At 64.7% G+C, this 20,239-nt stretch carries 19 protein-coding genes; 5 read left to right on the forward strand and 14 right to left on the reverse strand.

From position 1 onward, the window contains the following. The first annotated feature begins 10 nt into the window (after nucleotides 1–10). Both pyrF and D3242_RS21740 read left to right on the forward strand, forming a co-directional pair. Nucleotides 11–724, forward strand: coding sequence for an orotidine-5'-phosphate decarboxylase (pyrF, locus tag D3242_RS21735; protein ID WP_038653622.1), 714 nt, complete (start codon nucleotides 11–13; stop codon nucleotides 722–724). Between the two features lie 16 nt (nucleotides 725–740). Beyond that, nucleotides 741–1,028, forward strand: a complete 288-nt coding sequence (locus D3242_RS21740) for a DUF1330 domain-containing protein (RefSeq protein ID WP_019862362.1) — start codon at nucleotides 741–743, stop codon at nucleotides 1,026–1,028. A 29-nt stretch (nucleotides 1,029–1,057) separates the two neighbouring features. Here the strand turns inward: D3242_RS21740 and D3242_RS21745 are convergent, their stop codons facing one another. Beyond that, entirely contained in the window at nucleotides 1,058–1,804 is a 747-nt protein-coding gene (locus tag D3242_RS21745; protein ID WP_038653618.1) for a GntR family transcriptional regulator, read from the reverse strand. A gap of 78 nt (nucleotides 1,805–1,882) precedes the next feature. Here D3242_RS21745 and D3242_RS21750 point away from each other — a divergent pair, with 78 nt between their 5' ends. Beyond that, nucleotides 1,883–2,419, forward strand: coding sequence for an autotransporter (locus D3242_RS21750; RefSeq protein WP_064985335.1), 537 nt, complete (start codon nucleotides 1,883–1,885; stop codon nucleotides 2,417–2,419). A 7-nt stretch (nucleotides 2,420–2,426) separates the two neighbouring features. On the opposite strand, the gene D3242_RS21755 is transcribed toward D3242_RS21750, so the two are convergent. The 9 genes from D3242_RS21755 to D3242_RS21795 all read right to left on the reverse strand — a co-directional run bounded on the left by D3242_RS21755 (nucleotide 2,427) and on the right by D3242_RS21795 (nucleotide 12,290). Further along, complete coding sequence (locus D3242_RS21755; RefSeq protein WP_064985336.1) at nucleotides 2,427–3,500, reverse strand: D-alanine--D-alanine ligase family protein; 1,074 nt, start codon at nucleotides 3,498–3,500, stop codon at nucleotides 2,427–2,429. A 152-nt stretch (nucleotides 3,501–3,652) separates the two neighbouring features. Beyond that, complete coding sequence (locus tag D3242_RS21760; protein ID WP_038651038.1) at nucleotides 3,653–4,525, reverse strand: SMP-30/gluconolactonase/LRE family protein; 873 nt, start codon at nucleotides 4,523–4,525, stop codon at nucleotides 3,653–3,655. After that, nucleotides 4,525–5,163: a 2-dehydro-3-deoxy-6-phosphogalactonate aldolase gene (locus D3242_RS21765; protein ID WP_038651034.1), complete on the reverse strand. Its 639-nt coding sequence runs from the start codon at nucleotides 5,161–5,163 to the stop codon at nucleotides 4,525–4,527. The genes D3242_RS21760 and D3242_RS21765 overlap by 1 nt, the downstream gene beginning before the upstream one ends. After that, on the reverse strand, nucleotides 5,160–6,119 hold the full coding sequence (locus D3242_RS21770; RefSeq protein ID WP_064985337.1) for a 2-dehydro-3-deoxygalactonokinase: 960 nt from the start codon (nucleotides 6,117–6,119) through the stop codon (nucleotides 5,160–5,162). Before D3242_RS21770 ends, D3242_RS21765 begins: the two co-directional genes overlap by 4 nt. Beyond that, nucleotides 6,116–6,883: an SDR family NAD(P)-dependent oxidoreductase gene (locus tag D3242_RS21775; RefSeq protein WP_064985338.1), complete on the reverse strand. Its 768-nt coding sequence runs from the start codon at nucleotides 6,881–6,883 to the stop codon at nucleotides 6,116–6,118. The genes D3242_RS21770 and D3242_RS21775 overlap by 4 nt, the downstream gene beginning before the upstream one ends. Nucleotides 6,884–7,149: 266 nt before the next feature. After that, nucleotides 7,150–8,499 carry a putative bifunctional diguanylate cyclase/phosphodiesterase gene (locus D3242_RS21780; protein WP_019862352.1) on the reverse strand — a complete coding sequence of 450 codons (1,350 nt, stop codon included), beginning with the start codon at nucleotides 8,497–8,499 and terminating at the stop codon, nucleotides 7,150–7,152. A gap of 209 nt (nucleotides 8,500–8,708) precedes the next feature. Further along, complete coding sequence (locus D3242_RS21785; RefSeq protein WP_064985339.1) at nucleotides 8,709–10,526, reverse strand: polysaccharide biosynthesis protein GtrA; 1,818 nt, start codon at nucleotides 10,524–10,526, stop codon at nucleotides 8,709–8,711. Between the two features lie 115 nt (nucleotides 10,527–10,641). Beyond that, entirely contained in the window at nucleotides 10,642–11,049 is a 408-nt protein-coding gene (locus D3242_RS21790) for a GtrA family protein (protein ID WP_038651025.1), read from the reverse strand. Beyond that, nucleotides 11,046–12,290: a glycosyltransferase family 2 protein gene (locus D3242_RS21795; protein WP_064985340.1), complete on the reverse strand. Its 1,245-nt coding sequence runs from the start codon at nucleotides 12,288–12,290 to the stop codon at nucleotides 11,046–11,048. The genes D3242_RS21790 and D3242_RS21795 overlap by 4 nt, the downstream gene beginning before the upstream one ends. A 222-nt stretch (nucleotides 12,291–12,512) precedes the next feature. On the opposite strand from D3242_RS21795, the gene gshB reads away from it, so the two are divergent. Together gshB and D3242_RS21805 are read left to right on the forward strand one after the other, a co-directional pair. Further along, the gene (gene gshB / locus D3242_RS21800; RefSeq protein ID WP_064985341.1) at nucleotides 12,513–13,454 is read left to right on the forward strand and encodes a glutathione synthase; all 942 of its coding nucleotides are present in this window, start codon (nucleotides 12,513–12,515) and stop codon (nucleotides 13,452–13,454) included. Nucleotides 13,455–13,976: 522 nt separating this feature from the next. Further along, on the forward strand, nucleotides 13,977–15,509 hold the full coding sequence (locus D3242_RS21805; protein WP_019862347.1) for a YifB family Mg chelatase-like AAA ATPase: 1,533 nt from the start codon (nucleotides 13,977–13,979) through the stop codon (nucleotides 15,507–15,509). Between the two features lie 195 nt (nucleotides 15,510–15,704). On the opposite strand, the gene D3242_RS21815 is transcribed toward D3242_RS21805, so the two are convergent. The 4 genes from D3242_RS21815 to D3242_RS21830 form a co-directional block, all read right to left on the reverse strand. Then, entirely contained in the window at nucleotides 15,705–16,016 is a 312-nt protein-coding gene (locus tag D3242_RS21815; RefSeq protein WP_027047594.1) for a DUF3303 domain-containing protein, read from the reverse strand. 312 nt (nucleotides 16,017–16,328) lie between these two features. Further along, on the reverse strand, nucleotides 16,329–16,916 hold the full coding sequence (locus D3242_RS21820; protein ID WP_064985342.1) for a TetR/AcrR family transcriptional regulator: 588 nt from the start codon (nucleotides 16,914–16,916) through the stop codon (nucleotides 16,329–16,331). Between the two features lie 132 nt (nucleotides 16,917–17,048). Then, complete coding sequence (locus D3242_RS21825) at nucleotides 17,049–17,633, reverse strand: DUF308 domain-containing protein (RefSeq protein ID WP_064985343.1); 585 nt, start codon at nucleotides 17,631–17,633, stop codon at nucleotides 17,049–17,051. A gap of 252 nt (nucleotides 17,634–17,885) precedes the next feature. Beyond that, complete coding sequence (locus tag D3242_RS21830) at nucleotides 17,886–20,057, reverse strand: malate synthase G (protein ID WP_064985344.1); 2,172 nt, start codon at nucleotides 20,055–20,057, stop codon at nucleotides 17,886–17,888. Between the last annotated feature and the right edge of the window lie 182 nt (nucleotides 20,058–20,239).

Below are 20,239 nucleotides of genomic sequence, written 5' to 3' on the forward strand. Positions count from 1 at the left end.
CGCCACGACCATGCAGGCCAAATCCATCCGGGCCCAGTCCATCCAGGAAAGACTGATCGTCGGCCTCGACGTGCCGACCGTGCGGGAAGCCGAGCAGGCGGTGCGCGAACTCGACGGCGTCGTCTCCTTCTACAAGATCGGCTATCAGCTGGCCTTCGCCGGCGGGCTCGACTTCGCCAGGGAGCTGGCCAGCGGCGGGACAAAAATCTTCCTCGACATGAAGCTGCTCGACATCGACCACACGGTGGCCAAGGGCGTCGAGAACATCGTCAAGATGGGCATGACGATGCTGACCATACACGCCTATCCCAAGGCGATGCGTGCGGCCGTGGACGCGGCCAGGGGCAGCGACCTTTGCCTGCTCGCCGTCAGCGTGCTGACCTCGATGGACGAGCAGGACATGATCGATGTCGGCTATGAATATGACCCGCACACGCTGGTGCTGCGGCGCTCGGAACAGGCGCTGCATGCCGGCATGGGCGGCATCGTCTGCTCGGCCGCGGAAGCCGAAGCGGTGCGCCGCATCGTCGGACCCGACATGGCGGTGGTGACGCCCGGCATCCGGCCGGTGGGCAGCGACCATGGCGACCAGAAGCGCGTGGTGACGCCGGCGCAAGCGATCCGCAACGGCGCCAGCCATCTCGTCGTCGGCCGCCCGATCGTCGCGGCAAGCGACCGCCGCGCGGCGGCGCAGGCGATCCTCGACGAAATGCGCTCTGCATAGAATAAGGGAGAGAACAATGCCCAAGGGATACTGGATCGCCCGCGTCGATGTGCGCGATGCCGAAGGCTACAAGGAGTATATCGCCGCTTCGAAGCTCGCCTTCGACCGTTTTGGCGCGAAATTCCTGGCACGCGGCGGAGCCCATGAGCTGGCCGAAGGGCCTGGCCGCGCCCGCAACGTGATCATCGAATTCGAATCGCTTGCGATCGCGCATGACTGCTACCACTCGCCGGAATATCAGCGCGCGGTCGCCATCCGCCAGAAGGTCGCCGACGGCGAGATCGTGCTGGTCGAAGGGGCCTGAAGCGCTCAGCGCTTTTCCCCGGAACTGCTTCAGACGAAGTCCTGAAGGTTCACATCCCGCAGCTTGGCCCCGCCAAGCAGCGCCCCGACCAGTTGATGCTTGAGGGCAAGGCACTGCGAGCGGGCGAGTTTCACGATGCCGGGAACGTCGCTCTTTTCGCAGGCCTGCAGCAATTGCTTCTGCTGTTCGATGATCAGCGGCATGAAATCGCGCGACTTGAAGCCGAGATGGAGCGCCCGTTCCGACTGGTCGAGGATCTGGCTGAGCAGCTGTGCCAGCCGCAAATTCTCGGAAAGCTCGGCGATCGCCAGGCGGAAGGCACGATCGGCCGCGAGGAACGCAACAGGGCTGCGCAGCGTCTCCGGCTTCAGCACCTTTCTCGCCGCCAGCCTGATCTCGTCCAGCCCGCGCTCGGTGATGCCCGTGGTGGCAACCCGGAACACTTCCGGCTCGACCAGGCTGCGCACGTCGAAGATCTCGTTGACGTCGCGTAGGGTCAGCGTGGTGATGACATAGCCGCGACGCGGCTCGCTCCTGACCAGACCCTCCTGCATGAGCCGGGCAAGTGCGGAGCGGATTGTCGCCTTCTTGATGCCGTAGCGTGCCTCGATCTGCTTTTCGGTCAGCGCTTCACCGGGGGACAGAACGCAAGCGACGATATCGCTCTTCAGCTGTTCGTAGGCCTGTTCGCTGCGCAGCACATCCGCCGTCGACAGCGCCGGCGTACCATCCGGGGACGCGGCCGATTTCGATGGCGTGGCTTTTGTCGGCTTCATGCTTGTCTCGCCTTGCATCGGTCTTGACATTGGCCATCTTAGCTATGCTAACTGAGCATCTCAGTCAGGAGCTGTGGCATGCCTCTATCGGCCGACTCCCCTCTCTACCGCGCGATCAGGGATATCGTCAACGCGGCGGCTGGCGCCAATCCCTTCGAGGACGTCAAGGCTGTCTTGAGCGACTATACCAACCGCTTCCATGCGCTCGGCGGGCTGGTTCACGAGGAGGAGGACGACGAGCTTTTGCTGCATGCCAGCCCGAAGCTGACGATCTACCACATCACGCTTTCGCCCGGGGTGCAGTATCCGCCGCATAACCATCTGATGGACGCCCTGGTCGGCATCTATTGGGGCGGCGAGACCAATTTCATCTACCCGCTCGCCGGCGAAAAGGTCGACGAGCCGGAGCGGCAGGATTTTTCGGCGCCCGCGCTGGTGCACATGTCTTCCAGCACCATCCACTCGGTCGCCAATACCGGCAGCGCCCGCTCCGGCGCCCTGCATGTCTATCTCGGCGATCTGCCGGGCACCGACCGCCAATTGTGGAGCCTGGCCGACAACCGGCCGGAACCGTTCGACAACGCCAGGTACATGGCCGGCGCACGGCCGATATAGGCCAAGCCTAGCCGCTGCGGCGCTGACCGATAGATCGGCTTGCCGCCGTCGCCGCCATGGCATCGGCGAGGCTCAGGCGCCATTGCTGGCGGCAATAGGCGCGGAAATCGAAGCAGGGAAGGCCGGGGCAGACCTCGAATTCGATCAGGTGAACCGTGTCGTCGGCCTCGACGCGCAGGTCGATGGAAAACACGTCGCGCAGGCCGAGCCCGCCGATCAGCCGCCCGGCGATCGCCCTGACCCTGGCGTCGGCGACCGGCTGGGCATCGGCGACGGCGACGAGCTCCGGTTCGGCATAAAGTCCTGCCGCCTTCGCCGCCTCGCCGGTTTCGCCGTAGAGCGCCATGCTGTCGGCCATGGTCTGGAAATCCGCGCCGGAATCGACAAAGGCGATGCCGAGCGCCTCGACACCGGTTTGCGGCGTCAGCCCGAGGAAGCTGGCGCGCACATTGCGGCCGGCGACATAGGGCTGGACGACGACATCGTCGCGATAGGCGGCGAAGACGCGCCGGCTAAGCTCCAGCGCATGGGCCAGCTCATAGCACCGGGAATCCGGCCAGATGCCTATCTTAGCGCCAAGCCGATTGGGCTTGACGAACCAGCCGGCGGCGGAGGCCGGCGGCTCGACCAGCCATTTGCCATCGCGGGCAAGGCCGGCCTGCGGCGCCGGCAGGCCGAGCGCGCCAAGGACGGCGCCGGAGCGGAACTTGTCCTGGCAGAGCGCGAACAGCGAATCGTCGGCTCCGATCGTCCGCAACCCCTTGAGCCGGGCCAGCGCAGGAGCCGCGCCGCCACGGAAATAGGCGACGCCGTCAGACAACGTCCAGACCAGCGTGTTCTCAACATCCTCACCCTCAAGCGCCACGGCGGCATCGTCGAGCGCCACCGGCGCAAAGGCGAGACCGCGCGCCTCGCAGGCGGCGGCGAGGGCCGCGAATTCGGGGGCGATATCCGTCGACTGCGCCAGGTAGGACGAGATTTCGGTGGCGCGCCGCGGCGGGAAGCCGTCGGCGACCAGCCGGTCGAAGCAGGCCTTTTCCGGCTCGTAGACAAGGATCAGCTTCGGCTTGCGGCTCGACATGAGATGGACGATTCCCGGCGATGCGATCGCCTACCATCGCACGGCCGACGCAAACAGCTTTCGCGAAACCGACCCAAGCCGGACGCCTGCGTGACAACACCGCTATGAAGAGGGGCGGCGCCGATCGCCCAGTCTGTTCGGGCGCTCTCTGTTCAGGCGATCAGCACGCGCGGTTCGAACCGGCCGTTGACGGGGATGTCGATAAGGAAGGTCATGCCCGCCTGCGGATCGAGCTTGCGCTGCTTGTCGTCCTTGCCCTTCCAGGCCGAGGTCACCGCCAGACGGTCGGCCTTGGCGCCGACAAAGGCCGGACAGGAGGCCTGCGTCACCGGCATGGGAATTTCGCGCAGCAATGCGCCATCGGGCGAATAGGCCTTCACCGCCGCGCCGCCCCAGACGGCATTCCACAGCACGCCATCGCGGTCGACGACGGAACCGTCGACATAGCCCTTCGAGGAGCGATGGTCGACGAACACTTTCGGTACGCCAACCGGCAGGCCAGTCGCCGGATCGCAGGCGACGCGCATCAACAGGCCGGTCGCGGTGTCGGTGTAATAGGCGATCGTCCCGTCCTGCGAAAAGCAGATCGAGTTCGACACGGTGATGTCCGAAAACAGGCGGCGCAACTCGCCCCTGAAAAACCAGTAGATCGCGCCCGCACCCTTGCTCTCGTCCTTGGCCATCGTGCCGACCCAAAAGGCACCGCAGGGATGGACGCGGGAATCGTTGGAGCGGGTGAGCGGATTGTCGGCCTCGATGGGCGTATGCAGCGTCATCGCACCGGTCGCGACATCGCGGACAAAAAGCCCGGTCTCGGTGGCGATCAGCTGGCGCTGGTCGTCGATGATGGCGATGGCGCTGGCCATCTGGCCAAGCTCGTGGATTTTCAGCGCGCCCGTGAGCGGCTTTTCCAGAAGCTTGCCGTTGACGATATCGAACCAGAACAGCGCATCGCTGGCCGGATCGTAGCTCGGGCCTTCGCCGAGCTGGCAGATGTGATCGGAAAAAACCGAAACTTCGCTCATCATGCTTCTCCGAACACCGCGTCCCATGCCGCGACGGCGGCGTGCGCACGCGCCGCGACGTCGTCGACGCTCATGCCGGGCTTGAACAGGCTTGAGCCCAGGCCGAACACCGTGACGCCCACCGCCTTGTAGCCGGCAAAATCCTTCTCCGAAACGCCGCCAACGGCACCGACCAGCGTCTGCGCCGGCAGCACCGCCCGGATGGCGGAAATGCCGGATGCGCCGAGCGCGCTCGCCGGAAAGAATTTCAAGGCCGAAGCGCCCAGCCGGATCGCCTGGAAGGCTTCCGTCGGCGTGAACACGCCAGGCATGGTCACCATGCCGTAGTGCATAGCGCGCGCCATCACCTCGGCATCGATGTTGGGGCTGACCAGCAGCCGCCCGCCGGCCTGGTGCAGGCCGTCGACATCGGCCGCCGTCAACACCGTGCCGGCCCCGATCAAGGCCGACTTCGGCAGCACTTGGACAATCCTGGCGATCGACGAGAAGGGCTGGGGCGAGTTGAGCGGCACTTCGATCGCCTCGATGCCGGCATCGAACAGCGCCTGCCCCATGGCAATCGCCTCGGCGGGTTTCAGGCCACGCAGGATGGCGACCAGCCCGCGCTTGAGTTTTGGAAAGGCTGCGGTCTCGGTCATGCCAAGGCTCCGGTTCTGGCGATCATGCCGTTTTCGCGCGCGGCTTCGGTGAGTCCGGCGCGCACCGCTTCGTCGGCGTCGACGGCGCGGACGGCAAGCCCTGCGAGGTCGAGTGCAGCCTGGTAGAGCACAGCGAGCGTACCCGAGGCAATCAGCACGACCGGCGCATCGCCGGCGCCATATCGGCGCTTCGCCGAGGCGATCTCGCCGCCGATCAAAAGCCCGGACAGGCAGGCCGCCGCATCTTCCGACTTCAGGTCCTGCAAGAGCCCGGCGGCACGGATGGCAAACAGCTTCGAGGTGACATCGCCACCCTCGCCGAGCGCGCGTTCGCACCATTGCCGGAAGAATGGATTGTCCCCGGTGACGGGAGCCGGATGCTCGCCCAGCGAATGCTTGAGGATGGAGTGCGCGGCCAGCACCGAAAACAACTCGCCGGTCGGCCATGTGCCGAAGCCGGCAACCGCGCCATCCTCGACCAGCACCCATTTCGAATGGGTGCCGGGCATGCAGGCGAGATGTCGCCCCTTTGCCGGCAAACCGGCGCCGGCCAATTGTGTTTCCTCACCGCGCATGACATCGGGCGCATCGGCCAGGCGCTGGGCGAGGCCCGGCACGATGCGGATGTCGCGTTTCTGATCAGCCACGCGAGCGGCACCGCCAAGGATGGCGCCGATCGGCGCCGGTACGGTCACATACGGCGCCTCGATCCAGCCCTGACGAGAGCCGGCCATGCCGCAGATGATGACGGGCAGTGTTTCCGGCGCGCCCATGGCGGCCAGATGGCCTTCCAGAACGTTCGAAAATCCTTTCTCGCGCGCGGTGATCAGGCCGTCATCGCCGCGGCGCTCGGCCAGCACCTTGCCGCTGCCGTCGATCAGCCATGCGCGAAGCCGGGTCGTGCCCCAATCGAGCGCGGCGACCGCCGGAGCGTTGCCGGCAAATTCCGGGCTCACAGAAAACCTCCGTCGACGATCAGCATCTGCGCGGTCAGCATGCGCGAGGCGTCCGAGGCGAGGAACAGCACCGTGCCGACCATGTCGTCCGGGCGCATGACCTCCTTGATGCACTGCTTGGCGACATGGGCGGCAAGCGCCCCTTCGGTCACCCAGCGTTCCTGCTGCCGTTCGGTGATCACCCAGCCTGGCGCGACGGCGTTGACGCGGATGCGGTCGGGCCCGAGCTTGCCGGCCAGCCCCTTGGTGAGGCCGAGGATGCCCGCCTTGGCGGCGGTATAGGCTGGCATGTCAGGGTGGTTGATGAGGTAGGATGTCGAGGTGAAGTTGATGATCGAGCCGCCGCCGGCCCGCTTCATGCCCGGCGCCACCGCCTGCGCGGTGAAGAAATGTGGTCTGAGGTTGATCGCCTGGTTGTTGTCCCAGAACTCCACCGTCACGTCCTCGACGGCGTGGCGCTCGTCCCAGGCGGCATTGTTGACCAGCACGGTGATATCGCCATGCGCCTGTGCCGCCCTGGCAGCCGAGGCGCGCAGCGCCTCGATGTCGCGCAGGTCGGTCTTGAGGTAGAGCGGCCGGCGGCCGAATTCCTTCTCGATGCGGTCGGCAAGCAGCGTGCTCGGCCCCTCGGCGATGTCGATGAAGGCGACATTGGCACCCTGGCGCACGAAACCCTCGGTCAGCGCCGCGCCGATCCCGGAACCGCCGCCGGTGATCAGCACCGAGGCTCCCTTGAGGTCGGCAAAATCCGCCGATGGCATCATATTCTTCTCTCCCGGCGCATGACCCCGAAAATCGGATCGATTTTCGGATAGGGATCATGCGCAAATATAAGTTGCTACAGCGTCTTTTGCGCGTCCCAAGGACGCGCGGTGCTGTAGGCATGAACGGCGCGCATCCTAGCCACGCAAGTCGCGCGGGCAAGGGCGAAACGTCGGATTTGCAGGCTTATGTCGGACAAAACGACAATGCGCCGCACCGGAAGCGCGCCGCGATATCGGCGGAATGTCGATTAGGCCGAAAGCGCCGGTCAGATCGCCTTGGCGCGCAGGGCGCCACGGAAGGAATCGCGGAGATAGCCGAGCGTGGCGTCGGCATCGACCGGCTTGCCGAACAGATAACCCTGCCCGCCGGCGCAGCCGAACTGGACCAGGCGATCGGCCTGCGCTTCCTCTTCTATGCCTTCGGCGACCACATCCATGCCCAACCCTTCGCACATGGCGAGAATGGCGCGGATGATGTGTTCGGACGGGCGGTCGTCGAGAATGGAGGCGACGAAGGCGCGGTCGATCTTGAGCTTGTCGAAATGGAATTCGCGCAGGCGGCCGAGCGAAGACTGGCCGGTGCCGAAATCGTCGAGCGAGACGCGGATGCCGACGCGCCGCAGATCCTCGACGATCTGCGCGGCGGAGGCCGGGTCGTTCATCAGGCCGGTCTCGGTGATCTCGATCTCGAGACGGCGCGGATCGAAGCCGGTGCGGTCGAGGATCGCCAATATGTGCAGGCCGGTGTTCTGGTCGACGAGCTGCGAGGGCGACAGGTTGAAGGACAGGAACAGGTCGCTCGGCCAGCTCCTCGCCGCCTCGGTCGCCTTGCGCAGCACCAGCTGCGACAGCGGGCCGATGATGCCGCGCTCCTCGGCGATGGGGATGAAGACCGTCGGCGGCACGGCACCGAGATCGCGATCGGTCCAGCGCGCCAGCGTCTCGAAGCCGATGGTGCGGCGCGTGGTGAGGTCGACGATCGGCTGGAAATGCGGTTCCACCTCGCCGGCCGAGACGGCGCGGCGCAGCGCCTGCTCGATGCGGGTGACGCGCTTGGCCGCCTCTTCCATCTCGCGGGTGTAGACGACGACGCGGCCACGGCCGGAACGCTTGGCGTGGTAGAGCGCCGTCTCGGCCTTGTTGACGAGGATCTCGGTGGTCTCGTCGCCGGAATAGAACAGCGAGCAGCCGACCGAGGCCGACAGCCTGGCGGTGCGTTCGCCGACATCGTAGGGCGCCGACAGGATCTCGATCAGCATGCGGGCTTTTTCCGCCGCCGCGTCCTCGGAGAACACCAGCGGATAGAGGAAGGCGAATTCGTCGGCGCCGATGCGGCAGACCGTCGAATGGCCGTCCATCGAGGCGCGCAGCCGCATGGCGACCTGGATCAGGATGTCGTCGCCGGCCTTGTGACCGAACAGATCGTTGATCGGCTTGAAGCCGTCGAGGTCGAGAATGCCGACTGTGAAGGGCGCGGGATCATCGGCGCGGTCGCTGATCAGGCGATCGACCTTGTCGAAGAAGCGGCGATGGTTGCCAAGCCCGGTCAACGGATCGGTGAAGGCCAGATCCGTGCTCTCCCTGTTTGCCTGACCGGTGCCAAACGGAGTTTGCATCGGTGTCCCTGTTTTAACGTCGGAATTTGTGTCGGAGACTGCCAGCAAACCCTTTAGGAAACGTATCTCGAAAATCGATTTTTCGCGGCCGGAACGTAATCCGGAAAAACGGAATCCGGGTTTCACCGGCGATCTTGCCGGGGCAGAAAGCCGGATACCCCGGGAAGCCGGCTAAACCAAGCGTCAAGCCTTTGTTTTCGCGCTGATTTTCAGCCGCCGAGCTTGACGCGATAGAGCTCGAGCTGGGCACCCCGTGTCTCCGCCACCGGCTCCAGCCAGTCCGGCAAATTGCCGCGCGTCAGCCCGGCTAGAAAGCCGTCCGGCGCCCTGCCGACGAGCAGGCGGGTTTCCGGGTTGCCGCGGCAGAGCGCGACAAGCCCGACATGGTGGCTTTCGACCACCGACCTGGCATCGGCGGCCGATCCGAGGAAGGTATCGAGTGCAAGCAGGTTTCCTGCGACGTTTCGATGATACGGCCCGGCGAACACGCGATGTCCGGAATAGGCCAGGATGGGCGAGCCAAGATTGGAAATGGCGAGCACGGTGGTGTCCGGCAGCTGGCTGAGCGCTGCGAACGCGGTCTTGCCTTGGCAGTTCCCATCGACACTGGCGGCCTTGACGGCCTCAGCGGTTTCGAAGGCGCTCGATGCGGCCACGGCCGCGCACGCCCAGAGTGCGTTGACCGAGACCAGCCAGGCTGCGGCCACCCTGAGCGCGGCACCGCGCGATGGGCTGGCTTCGGCCCGCTGCCGCCATTTGGCGATCCAGGCGCAAAGCGGGATCACCGCCAAGGCAATGGAGAAGGTCGAGCCGCGCACTTGCCAGGCACTGACCAGGAACGCCACCACCAGCAGCGCGCCAACGAGGCTGTCCTGCCGCCGCGAGCCGCCACGGCCGAGGCCAAGCGCCATCAGCAGGATCGCCACCAGTGGCGTGGCGAAACGCTCCACCACCGCGACCTGGTTGTAGATGACGAGCTTGTACAGCGACTGCGCCTCTTCGATGTTGTCGAGCCACAATTCCTTGAGGCGCGGATCGAGGTTCGCATAGGGGGCTGCCAGGCATTGCGGGAAAAGCGACACCACGACAGCGCCCAGCACGAGCACGAGCAGGCCGAGCGCAAACAGGCGACGGCCGAGCGTGGCGTTGGCCATGTCGAGCGATGCCACGGCGGCAAGGCCGCATCCGGCGAGCGCGGCCATCACGAACTGCACTGTCGAGAAAGCATCGCATTGCGGCTGGCCCCACGCCGATGGGGCGATGGTGGTGAGGAAGACCAGCCCCGAAACGCCGGCAAAGCCAAGGCCGAAATCCCTGGCGATCCGCCCCTCGCCGCTGGGGTCGGCGACAAACAGCAGGGCAATGCACGCGCCGATGGTGGCGACGTAGGGCGCCGTTTCCATGCCGACGGCCAGCATCAGCGCCGCGCACAGGCCCGCGAGCAGCGCCGCCCAGCGCTGCACGGGTGCATCGAGCAGCAGGCTCAGGCAGGCCATGGTCAGCGTCAGCTGGACATTGTGATGATCGAGCGAGCCGGGCGAAAAGATGCCGATGAAATGCAGCGCCGCGGCGCCGATGACGACAGCCGGCAGCACGGCCGCGGCACCGGCGAAACTGCGCGCCGCGCGGGCGGTAAAGAGCAAAGCGAGGTAGAAGAGCAGTGCCGGCCAGAGCACCTCGGCGATGGTCTCGGCCCTGGCCATGCTGCCGGTCAGCGCCGAGGCTACGAGAACGATGGCGGCGAGCGGCGCGTCGACCAGCCGCGACCAGTGCATGACGAAGCCGCCTTCAAGTCCCATCCGGTACTGATGCAGGTCGAACCAGCCCTGGCCGGCCAGCATGTCGCGAACCTCGACCAGACGCAACAGATTGTCATTGTCGCCGCCGGCGTCGGTCAAGTCGCGGAATCCGCTGAGGGCGCTGACGGCAACCATCACCAGCGTGGCGACGAGCACGAGCGCGAGGTCGTTGCGCCGTGACGGAAGTGGCTTGGCCTCGACGGAGATCATGGTATCGGCAGGAGTCACGGGACGGCCTCTGGGCGCTCTTTTCGCGACGGAAGTTATCGCGAACTCACTGCGCAAATCTTAAACCAGCCTTGCACGTCGTCGCATCGCGTCGGCGGGCCGCCGTCGAATGCCTTCACGCGGCTCTTTGATCGTCGCGAAACACCCAGACCGATGAGAGCACATAGCTCGCGGCGCTTGCGGCGACCGTGATAATGGCTGACATGATCAGCGGCGAGGCGGAAAATATCGACACCGCGACATGGGCGGACAGGCCTGCAAACGCTGCGCAGACCAGCTGGGTGACGAGATAGCGTGGAAACGCATGGGCGTGGTCGTGGCGTCCCTCGAACGTCCAGCCACGTTGTGCCGAATATGCCACGACGAAGGCCAGCATATAGGCGATGACGCTTCCGACGAATGGCGGCAAACCGGCCGACACCAAGGCCCATGACAGCATGAACAACAGCAGCGCCGCGCCAACGCCGACGATGACAAACCGGACAAGCCGTACCGCGGCGAATCTTCGTAGAAGCCGGCTCATTTTTCGGCAGTCGCGGCGGCTTCGCCGGATCCGCCGGGCTGGCCGGCTTTCAGCCGCTTGACCGGGATCTCCAGGACACCGAGCAGGAATGCCGAAAAGAAGGCCTGGAACGAAATGACGATCAGGCTCAGGCCCAGCACGACGATGCGCGGGATTTCGGAATCGTTCAGCGGGCCGAAGCCAAGATGCGCCCAGCGCAGCACCGCATAGCCGAAGAACAGGACGCCGCCGGCAAAGCAGATGCCGGCATTGGCGGCAAGACGGTCGGTGCTGATGGTCCTTCTCAGCCAGTCGGACCCGCGGCTGCGCGGCAGGATGCCGGTGATCTCGGCATAGTATCGCGATATGGCGCCGAAGGTGATGAGCTGGATGCCGGTGATGATCATGAAGCAGGCGGCGACGAAAGTGTTGAGGTCGAGCGAAAGATTGTCGATCACCCGCAGCGGTCCAAACACCAGCAGGGCCGCGAACAGCATGCCCAGGCCGCACAACGCCGCGCCCGGGATGAAGAACATCCAGCGCGGATTGTAGACGAGCAGGAATTTGAGATGCCGCCAGCCGTCACGCCAGGTCCTGAGATGCGGCGGCCGGCTGCGGCCGTCGGGCTTGAGCGTGGTCGGCACTTCCTCGATGCGCAGCCCGGCAAGCGCGCTGCGCACCACCATTTCGCTGGCGAATTCCATGCCGGTTGTCTGCAGGTCGAGCTTGCGGATGCTCTCGGCATTGAAGCCACGCAGGCCGCAGTGGAAGTCCCCGGTCTTGATGCGGAAAAACAGGCGGCCGACGAAGCTCAGCACCGGATTGCCGAGATAGCGATGCAGCGGCGGCATGGCGCCGGTTTCGATGCCGCCCTGGAAGCGATTGCCCATGACCAGGTCGGCGCCGTCGCGCAGGCGCGTCATGAAGGCATCCAGCGCGCCGAAATCGTAGCTGTCGTCGGCATCGCCCATGATGATGAAGCGCCCCCTGGCGGCGGCGATGCCGCCGAGAAGTGCCGCGCCATAGCCCTTCTGCGCCACCGGAACGACACGAGCGCCGTCCTGGGCCGCGATCTCCTGCGAACCGTCGGTGCTGCCATTGTCCGCGATCAGCACCTCACCCAGGATTCCGGCCTTGTCGAGGAAGGCCCTGGCCTTGCCGATGCAAACGGCCAGCGTCTCGGCCTCGTTGAGGCACGGCATCAGGATGGTGAGTTCAAGCTGTTTGGTCGCGGCGGCGCGGATGGCGGTGAGCGCGTTCATGGTCGTTGTTCCATCGAGGGCCCCATCCGGCGCCTGCCGTTGGGGTATTCGAGGCCTATTCTTGTACAGCAAGGCTTAAGAAAACGATGACGCGGCCGCTTGTCTTGTCGCGATCGGGCTGGCGGGGATTGTGCCCTGCTGTTGCCGATCTTCAGATGTCGCGATTGGCAGAAGGCGCGGCGACCCTTATATCGCTCTCGTCGACTGCGCTGGGGACCCGCCATGAAGCTGAAAATCGCCGTCCAGATGGACCATATCTCCACCGTGTCGATCGCCGGCGACACGTCGTTCGCGCTGTCGCTGGAAGCGCAGCGGCGCGGCCACCAATTGTTCCATTACACGCCCGACCGGCTGTCGCTACGCGACGGCAAGGTGTTTGCGCGCATCGAGGAGATGCAGGTGCGCGACGAGAAGGGCAGCCATTACTCGCTGGGCGACAAGGTGCCCACCGACCTGTCGGAGATGGACGTCGTCCTGCTGCGCCAGGATCCGCCCTTCGACATGAACTACATCACCACCACGCATATCCTCGAGCGCATCCACCCGAAGACGCTGGTCGTCAACGACCCGGCCTGGGTGCGCAACAGCCCGGAAAAGATCTTCGTCACCGAGTTTGCCGACCTGATGCCGGACACGCTGATCACCAAGGACAGCCAAGAAGTCGCCGCCTTCCGCAAGGAATTCGGCGACATCATCGTCAAGCCGCTCTACGGCAATGGCGGCGCCGGCATCTTCCATCTGCACGAGGCCGACCGCAACCTCGCCTCGCTGCTCGAAATGTTCGGCCAGCTGTTCCGCGAGCCCTATATCGTGCAGCGCTACCTCAAGGATGTGCGCAAGGGCGACAAGCGCATCATCCTGATCGACGGCGAGCCGGTCGGCGCCATCAACCGCGTGCCGGCCGAGCATGATTCCCGCTCCAACATGCATGTCGGCGGCCGCGCCGAGAAGACCGAACTGACCGAGCGCGAGCGCGAGATCTGCGCCCGCATCGGGCCGTCGCTCAGGGAACGCGGCTTCATCCTGGTCGGCATCGACGTCATCGGCGATTACATGACCGAGATCAACGTGACCTCGCCGACCGGCGTGCGCGAAGTGCAGCGCTTTGGCGGCGCCGACATTGCCAGCCTGTTCTGGGATGCGGTCGAGGGGAAGCGGAAGTAACCTCCGACACCCTGCTGCCTAAGCGATCCGGGAGGAGAAATGTGGCAAGCATCCTATATGAAAATGTCTTTTTAATACTCGCCGTTTGTTTCGGTATTGCGGCATCACTGGTGAATTTATTTGGGTTGAACAGCATGCGAGGTAAATTCTTTCGTCCTCTCGACGAGAAGGACCGAAGCCTTACGGACTTGCTTCGATACTGGTTATCCTGGCAGTCATTTTCATGGCTGCTCATATTCACTCCCTGGGTGGATCGAAATGAGACCTGCCGCGAGACTGGGGCTGACAATTCTGTGACGATGTCGCGCCTCACTGCGGTCATAGGCACACAGCGATATTTTCCGTTTTCAGTTCGTATTAACCATGTTCCGCCTTTTCAACCGGGCTCAATCCGGCTGCAACCATAGCGATTGCCTTGTTCTCGTAATGTTCTTGATTTGCCCGGCAATCTGTGATTGTCTTCTGCCGGGGCCACGTTCCAGGCCTATCGCATGGGTTGCGGCCCATATCCGGGGTGGGAAAATGGTGGCGCGGGTTCGCACGGTCGCTTTCCAGGGCATCGAGGCCGTGCCGGTCGACGTGCAGGTGATGATCGCGCCCGGCAAGGTCGGCATGCAGATCGTCGGCCTGCCCGACAAGGCGGTGGCCGAAAGCCGTGAGCGGGTGCAGGCGGCGCTGCATGCGTCGGGACTGTCGATGCCGTCGAAGAAGGTGACCGTCAATCTGGCGCCGGCCGACCTGCCCAAGGAAGGCAGCCATTACGATCTGCCGATCGCGCTCGGCTTGATGGCAGCCCTTGGCGCCATTCCGGGCGACATGCTGGCCGGTTATGTCGTGCTTGGCGAATTGTCGCTCGACGGCACCATTGCCGCCGTCGCCGGTGCCCTGCCGGCGGCGATCGGCGCCAATGCCGAAGGCAAGGGCCTGATCTGTCCGTTCGCCTGCGGGCCGGAAGCGGCGTGGGCCGGCAAGGACTTCGACATTCTGGCGCCGCGCAGCCTGATCGCCATCGCCAACCATTTCCGTGGCACGCAGGTGCTGTCGCGGCCGGAGGCCGGTATCCACGCCGCGGCGCGCGACCTGCCAGACCTCGCCGACATCAAGGGCCAGGAGACGGCCAAGCGGGCGCTGGAAGTGGCGGCGGCCGGCGGCCACAACCTGTTGATGGTCGGCCCTCCAGGCTCGGGAAAATCGATGCTGGCGCAGCGGCTGCCGTCGATCCTGCCGCCGCTGGCGCCGAAGGAATTGCTCGAAGTCTCGATGATCGCCTCGGTGGCGGGCGAGCTCGGCGAAGGCAAGCTGACCGACCGGCGGCCGTTCCGCGCCCCGCACCATTCGGCCTCGATGGCGGCAATGGTCGGCGGCGGGTTGCGCGCACGGCCGGGCGAAGTCTCGCTCGCCCACCACGGCGTGCTGTTCCTCGACGAGTTCCCCGAATTCACGCCGCAGACGCTCGACGCGCTGCGCCAGCCGCTGGAGACGGGCGACTGCATGATCGCGCGCGCCAACCACCGCGTCACCTATCCGGCGCGCATCCAGCTGGTGGCGGCGATGAACCCGTGCCGCTGCGGCATGGCCGGCGAACCGGGCTATCGCTGCCTGCGCGGCGAACGCTGCCGCACCGATTATCAGGCACGCATTTCCGGTCCGCTGCTCGACCGCATCGACCTGCGGATCGAAGTGCCGGCGGTCTCGGCCAGCGACCTGATAAGGCCGGACCGGGCGGAGAAGAGTGCTGATGTGGCGCTGCGCGTCGCACGCGCCCGCACCCTGCAGCGCGAGCGTTTCGAACGGCTCGGCGTGACCAGCGCCACCACCAACGCCCATTGCGCACCTTCTGTCATCGAGGACATCGCGATGCCCGACGCAGCCGGCCTGTCGCTGCTCAAGGACGCCAGCGAGAAACTCGCTTTCTCGGCGCGGGCCTATCACCGCGTGCTGAAAGTGGCGCGCACGCTGGCCGACCTCGACGCCAGCGAAACCGTCGGCCGCATCCATCTTGCCGAGGCGATTTCCTATCGCATGAGTTCGGAACGCGTGGCGCAGGCGGCGTAGAGCGCCTTCCGCCGTCGCCAATCACTTCCGCAGCACCCAGGTACTGTCTCGCCCCAAAGCCGGCATCCATGCCTCGGTACGCGACCTGCTTCGTGAGCGCACCGGCTGGATCCCACGAAGCCGGTGAAGCGAGTGCGCTCCGAATGCGTCGCCTCGTCCGGCTTTTGCGAGATGCGCAGCCTCGTCGGCTGCCGCTCATGAAGGAAGTTCATCCCGCCATTTGATAGCTTCCATCTCGACGCGGACCGCGTCCTGAACGTCGATGACCTGATGGACGTCGAATTGGAACGCCGGGAAGGTCGAACACATTTTGTGGACTACCAGCGGGTCATCTGCCTCGATCAGCATGCTGCCACCCCATTCACCCACCCGCGCCACGAAGGCATGTACCTTGACTTCGCTGGGTATCTGCCAGTGCCGGAAGATTTTCAGGATGCGCTTTTGGACGTTCTCGTATTCGATCGCCGATCCCTGTGGCCGCTCGTTCCAATTTACGAGGTATTTCATAGTCTCCTCGCTCTGGGGTGACCGTAAATCCCCGAGCGGCATTGTAGCTCCCCTCCTTCAAAAAGAGGTAGGCATCACGACAGGAAAGGCGGTGAATCTGTCCGACATTTGAGAACGTATGAAGAACATTCGGCCTGACGGTGGATGCGGCTGATTTTGGGCGTAGAGGGCCTCGTAAAGCACGGTTTTGCCGATTTTCACGCGCGCGACCAGCCCGTCGCTGGGAGCTACAGGTGCGGCTTCGGGGGAGCCACCTATGCTAACATTGTGGTCAATTAAACCGCGCGTGGGGCCGATCCGCCTTTGCCCGGATCAATCGGTCGCGGGGATCAACTTCTGCAGCGTCGGCGTCAGGATCATGCCGAAGGTCAAGACATCGCCATAGGCTCGCGCGGAAAGCATTGCCCCGTGGACGGTCGCCATGAAGGCTTCCGCTTCCACACGCGGCGCATTCGATATTGCCAGTGTCCTCTGTTCTGCGCCGCGCTCGATGACGCCAGTCAGCCATCCCGAGAGAAACTGGAAATACGCCCGGACTTCCATGGCAACCTCCGGCGGAAGGGCGGGCAGCTCGCTGGCAAGCAGCGCGCAGACGCAGAACGGCACGCTCGCATCCTCGATGCATCGGGCCCAGATGCCGGCATAGGTTCGAAGCAACTCGGGCGGTTCGGGGACATCGCGCTCGAGCCCTCCCATGCCGATGACGGCATCCTCGAGGTAACGCTTGAGCAGGGTCTGCACGAGGTCGACCTTGCTGGGGAAATGGTGATGGATGCTGGCTTTGCGGATGCCAACCACCTCGGCGATATCGGCGTAGCTGAATCCATTGTAGCCGCCCGCGACGATGAAGGCTCGCGCGGCGGCCAGGATCTCGTCGGCGGTGTTCGAAGGCTTGCTCATGACTTGCTCCGGCGGAGGGCTCCCCTGCACTTAGAGCGGTTCGCCGTTTCATGGGAACCGGCGAACCGCTCTAACCCGTTTGTTTTGAAGCGATTCCCAAGGGAAAGCGCTCACACTTTTGCTGGCATTGCCCTAACTTGCGACCCGCGGCGACTTGCGAAGGACGTCGCTGACCGACAGCCACAGAGCGGACACGAAAAAGTAGAAGGCGCCGAACGCGGCATAAGGTGCAACATTGGCGATGCCGATGATCTCCGTGCCGCCGGCCATCTTGACGAAGAACAGACCCGCCAGCGCCGATTGGGCGCCGCTCAGGATCATCGGCCATTGCGCACCGTTGGTTTTCCAGCGCCGCGCCGCGGTCAGGAGCTGAAACACGCCGGAGACAACGGCCCAGACGCCGTAGACCGAGAGCACCGCATTCATGCTGTGACCGAGCGCGATGGCGACCGCAATCGTGGCGACGATGCTGACGGCGAAGTTCAGCAATTGCGACTTGTTGCGGCCGAGCCCGCCGGTGCGCCGGGCGTCGATGTAATTCGCAAGCGCATCCCATGCAGGATAGGCAACCAGCATGGCGGCAGCGAGCGGCGGGCTGCTTTTCGCGACGGTGAAAGCCGCCACAACCCAGGCTGCCGATACGGCAAACCGCAGATAGTAATAGCTTTTGAGCCAGCCGTTTGATGACGGGCTCTGATCGTTCATTTGTCCAGGCATGATGGGGTCTCTCGTTTAATCTACCTACCAACTAGTAGGTAGATTGGTGGTCGTCAAGGCGCCTGGAACTGATTGCCGGTCACCTCGACATCGCATTTATGTGATCAGCGTTCGCTTGCGCCTGCGCTGGCGCCAAGGAACGACAGTGGCTGCTTTAGGCATGTTTTTGACTTGAGTGGCAGCCTTCGCTAGCGCGCGCACTGGCCGGCGCCAGCGAGACGGTCGGGCGCATCCACAGCGTCGAGGCGCTTTTCAGGTCCTATCGCGCGCCTTCAGCTCCAGCCGCCGCGCGTGCAGCACCGGCTCCGTATAGCCGTTGGGCTGGCTGGTTCCCTTGAACACCAGGTCACAGGCGGCCTGGAAGGCGATGGAGGTGTCGAAATCCGGCGCCATCGGCCGGTAGAGCGTATCGCCGACATTCTGGCGGTCGACGATGGTCGCCATGCGCTGCAGGGAATCGCGTACCTGGATCTCCGAACACACCTTGTGGCGCAGCCAGTTGGCGATGTGCTGCGAGGAGATGCGCAGCGTGGCGCGGTCTTCCATCAGGCCGACATCGTTGATGTCGGGCACTTTCGAGCAGCCGACGCCCTGGTCGATCCAGCGCACGACATAGCCCAGAATGCCTTGAGCGTTGTTGTCGAGTTCGCGCTGGATCTCGTCGGGTGTCCAGTTCGGCCGCACGGCCACCGGAACGGACAAGATATCGTCGAGTTTCGCCTTCGGCCGGCTCTTCAACGCCGCCTGCACGGCATGGACGTCGACCTTGTGATAGTGCGTGGCATGCAAGGTCGCGGCCGTCGGCGACGGCACCCAGGCGGTGTTGGCGCCGGCCTTGGGATGCGCGATTTTCTGTTCCAGCATCGCCGCCATCAGATCCGGCATCGCCCACATGCCCTTGCCGATCTGGGCATGGCCGGCGAGCCCGCATTCGAGCCCGGTGTCGACATTCCAGGCCTCGTAGGCGGAGATCCAGGCGGCCTGCTTCATGTCGCCCTTGCGGATCATCGGGCCGGCTTCCATCGAGGTGTGGATCTCGTCGCCGGTGCGGTCGAGGAAGCCGGTGTTGATGAACACCACGCGTTCCTTCGCGGCGCGGATCGCTTCCTTGAGGTTGATAGTAGTACGCCGCTCCTCGTCCATGATGCCCATCTTGATGGTGTTCTTCGCCATGCCGAGCAGCGCCTCGACACTGTCGAAGATCTCGACGGCGAAAGCGACTTCCTCCGGCCCGTGCATCTTGGGCTTCACCACATACATCGAGCCGGCGCGGGAATTGGCGCGGCGGCCTTTCGACCCGACATCGTGCAACGCGATCAGCGCCGTCAGCGCGGCGTCCATGATGCCTTCCGGCACCTCGTTGCCGTCGCGGTCCAGGATCGCCGGATTGGTCATCAGGTGGCCGACGTTCCTGACCAGCATCAGCGAGCGGCCGGGCAGCGTCAGCGTGCCGCCGCCGGGCGCGGTGTAGGCGCGGTCGGGGTTGAGCTTGCGGACAAACGTCTTGCCGCCCTTGCTGATCTCTTCGGCGAGGTCGCCCTTCATCAGGCCGAGCCAGTTGCGGTAGACCACGACCTTGTCCTCCGCATCCACCGCCGCGACCGAATCCTCGCAGTCCTGGATGGTGGTCAGCGCCGATTCCAGGAGGACGTCGGCAATGCCCGCCGGATCGGTGCGGCCGATCTCGTTGGCGCGGTCGATGACGATCTCGATGTGCAGTCCGTTCTTCACCAGCAGCACGGCATCGGGGTTGGCGGCATCGCCGCGATAACCGACGAATTGCGTGGGGTCGGCCAGCGTGGTGCCGCCGGCGCCGGCGCCAAGCTTCAGCGCGCCATGCGCCACCGACAGGCCGTTGACCCCCGCCCATTTGCCCGAGGTGAGCGGCACCGACTGGTCGAGGAAATCCTTGGCCCAGGCGATGACCTTGGCGCCGCGCGCCGGGTTGAAGCCTTTACCCTTTTCCGCGCCGCCGGTCTCGGGAATGGCATCGGTGCCATAGAGCGCATCGTAGAGCGAACCCCAGCGCGCATTGGCGGCGTTGAGCGCATAGCGCGCATTCATCACCGGCACCACCAGCTGCGGCCCGGCAACAACGGCGATTTCGGGATCGACATTTCCCGTCGACACGCTGAAGGCCGGCCCTTCGGGAACGAGATAACCGATCTCTTTCAGGAAGCCCCTGTAAGCCTCCATGTCGACCGGCGCGCCATTGTCGCGATACCAGCCGTCGAGCTTTTCCTGCATGGCGTCGCGTTTTTTGAGCAGCGCCCGGTTCTTCGGCGCGAGGTCGTGGACGATGGCCGAAAAACCGTTCCAGAACGCATCTGCGGCGATGCCGGTGCCGGGCACGGCCTCGCCAGCCACAAAATCATGCAGCGCGCGGGCAATCCGCAATCCAGCGATCTCGATGCGATCGGTCATCAGCTTGTCTCCAGACGAAAGGCTCGGGCGGGCCTTTGGCATGTCAGGTCTACAGGGTCAATTCGGCTTAAGGTGAAGGGGACATTTAGGCAAGGTTGGCGAAGCTGCGTCCTTCTCCCCGTTCTATGGGGAGAAGATGGCGGCAGCCAGATGAGGGGGCGGCGCGGCGTTGGCCGAACGGG

This window comes from Mesorhizobium jarvisii (assembly GCF_003601985.1).
GTDB lineage: Bacteria > Pseudomonadota > Alphaproteobacteria > Rhizobiales > Rhizobiaceae > Mesorhizobium > Mesorhizobium jarvisii.